Genomic DNA, 2,248 nt, shown 5'->3' on the forward strand with positions numbered 1-2,248 from the left:
CCGGCATCGCGGCCGCGGTGACGCTGGGCGACGGCGACGAGGCCGAACTCGCGCGGCTGACCGACGGCGAGTTCTTCGACGTGGTGTTCGACGCCACCGGCAATCCGCAGGCGATGGAGCGCGGCTTCCGTTTCATCGCGCATGGCGGCCGCTACGTGCTGCTGTCCATCGTGCAGGGCGACATCCGCTTCTCCGATCCGGAGTTCCACAAGCGCGAGGCCACGCTGCTCAGCAGCCGCAACGCCACGATGGAGGACTTCGACACCGTGATCGCCGCGATGCGCGCGGGCCAGGTGCCGCATGCCGCGCTGGCGACGCATCGCCTGGCGCTGGGCGACCTGCCGGCGCGCTTCCCCGACCTGCTCGATCCCGGGCAAGGCGTGATCAAGGCGCTGGTCGAATGCTGAGCCCTGGCCTGGACGGTGCGCCGCCGATCCTTCAATTCGGCACCGGGCGCTTCCTGCAGGCCCATGTGGACCTGCTCGTCAGCGAGGCGGCGGAGACCGGCGACGCGCTGGGCGGCATCACCGTGGTGCAGAGCACCGACCATCCGGCCAGCACCCGCCGCGCGCGGGAACTGGCCCGCGCGCAGGGGTTTCCCGTCGTGCTGCGCGGTCTGGTCGGCGGCATCCCGGTGGAGACGCAACGGATCTGCCGCTCGGTGCGCGAGGCCCTGCATGCCGCCGCCGACTGGCCCGCGGTGCGCGAGCGCGTGCGCGGACCGGTGCGAGTGATCGTGTCCAACACCGGCGACGAGGGCTGGGCGCTGTCGCTGCGCGACGGCCCGGCGCTGCTGGCCGACGCGGCGCCCGCGCCCGAGGCCTTCCCGGCCCGGCTGCTGGTGCTGCTGCACGACCGCTGGCAGGCGGCCCCGGACGCCGGGCTGACGCTGCTGCCCTGCGAGCTGGTCTCGCGCAACGGCGCCGTCCTGGGCGACCTGGTGGTGGCCCTGGCGCGGTCCTGGCACTGCCCGCCGGCCTTCATCGACTGGCTGCTCGGCCACGTCGTCTGGGCCAGCTCGCTGGTCGACCGCATCGTGGCCCAGGCGCTGGAGCCGGTCGGCGCGGTGGCCGAGCCCTATGCGCTGTGGGCCGTGCAGGCCCAGCCGGGCCTGCAGCTGCCGTGCCGGCACCCGGCGCTCATCGTGACCGAGGACCTCGCGCGCCATGAACGGCTCAAGCTGTTCCTGCTGAACCTGGGCCACACGATGCTGGCGGAGCTCTGGCGCGTCCTCGACCGGGCGCCGGACATGACGGTGCGGCAGGCCATGGAAGACCCCGCGCTGCGCCAGCCGCTCGAGGACACCTGGCAGGAGGAGGTGCTGCCGGTGCTGGCCGCGCTCGGGCAAGGCGAGGAGGCGCTCGTCTACCTGGACGGCCTGCGCGACCGCTTGCTCAACCCCTTCCTCGAGCACCGGCTCGCCGACATCGCGCAGAACCACGCGAGCAAGAAGGCCCGCCGCCTGCTGCCGGTGGTCGAGCTGGCGCGGCGGCATGTGCCGGCGCTGTCCCAGTCGCGGCTGCGGACCGCCCTCAGGACCTCGTGATCAAGGAGCAGGACATGGAACGCATGGGCATGGTGATCGGCATCGCGCCGGAGCACATCGCCGAATACAAGCGCCTGCACGCGGCCGTCTGGCCGGCGGTGCTGGCCCGGCTGGCGGCGTCGAACGTGCGCAACTACAGCATCTTCCTGCGCGAGCCGGAGAACCTGCTGTTCGGTTACTGGGAGTACCACGGCAGCGACTATGCGGCCGACATGGCCGCCATCGCCGCGGACCCCGAGACCCAGCGCTGGTGGACCTTCTGCGGCCCCTGCCAGCGGCCGCTGGACAGCCGGGCCGAGGGCGAGCACTGGGCCGCGATGGAGCAGGTGTTCCATGTCGACTGAATCGCCGGGCGAAGACGCCGCCGCGGATCCGGGCGCCCTGTCGGCCTCGTCGCTGATCGTCCTGCATCCGGACGACAACATCGCGGTCGCGCGGTTCGCGCTGCCCGCCGGCGCACGCATCGCCCGCTCCCACGGGCCCACGCTGCAAGTGCTGGCACCGATCGAGGCCGGGCACAAGGTCGCGCTGCGCGCGATCGGGCGCGGCGAGCTGGTGCTCAAGTACGGCCAGCCCATCGGCCTGGCCAGCGCGCCGATCGAGCCCGGCGCCCACGTGCATGGGCACAACCTCGAGATGGCCGAGGTGATGCCGCCGCGAGCGGCGGCGCAGGCCGCGGACGCGCGGCGCCGTGACTGCCGT

The 2,248-nt window shown here is 73.1% G+C and carries 4 protein-coding genes; all 4 read left to right on the forward strand.

Annotated features, from left to right (window positions below; genetic code table 11):
• Positions 1–407: zinc-binding dehydrogenase (locus FUT87_RS26710; protein ID WP_147242940.1), on the forward strand; the 407-nt coding region annotated here is incomplete at its 5' end.
• Complete coding sequence (locus FUT87_RS26715) at positions 401–1,546, forward strand: mannitol dehydrogenase family protein (RefSeq protein ID WP_147242696.1); 1,146 nt, start codon at positions 401–403, stop codon at positions 1,544–1,546. The genes FUT87_RS26710 and FUT87_RS26715, both read left to right, overlap by 7 nt.
• A 14-nt stretch (positions 1,547–1,560) precedes the next feature.
• Positions 1,561–1,890 (forward strand): L-rhamnose mutarotase, encoded by a 330-nt coding sequence (locus FUT87_RS26720; RefSeq protein ID WP_147242697.1) that lies wholly within the window; start codon positions 1,561–1,563, stop codon positions 1,888–1,890.
• Positions 1,880–2,248, forward strand: a 369-nt coding sequence (locus FUT87_RS26725) for a UxaA family hydrolase (RefSeq protein ID WP_147242941.1), incomplete at its 3' end; no start/stop codon positions are given. The genes FUT87_RS26720 and FUT87_RS26725, both read left to right, overlap by 11 nt.

The organism is Mitsuaria sp. TWR114, assembly GCF_007997345.1.

Excerpts from the sequence above, each read along its gene's own strand:
- FUT87_RS26720 (WP_147242697.1), top strand. The coding sequence starts at position 1,561 with ATGGAACGCATGGGCATGGTGATCGGCATCGCGCCGGAGCACATCGCC.
- FUT87_RS26715 (WP_147242696.1), top strand. The coding sequence starts at position 401 with ATGCTGAGCCCTGGCCTGGACGGTGCGCCGCCGATCCTTCAATTCGGC.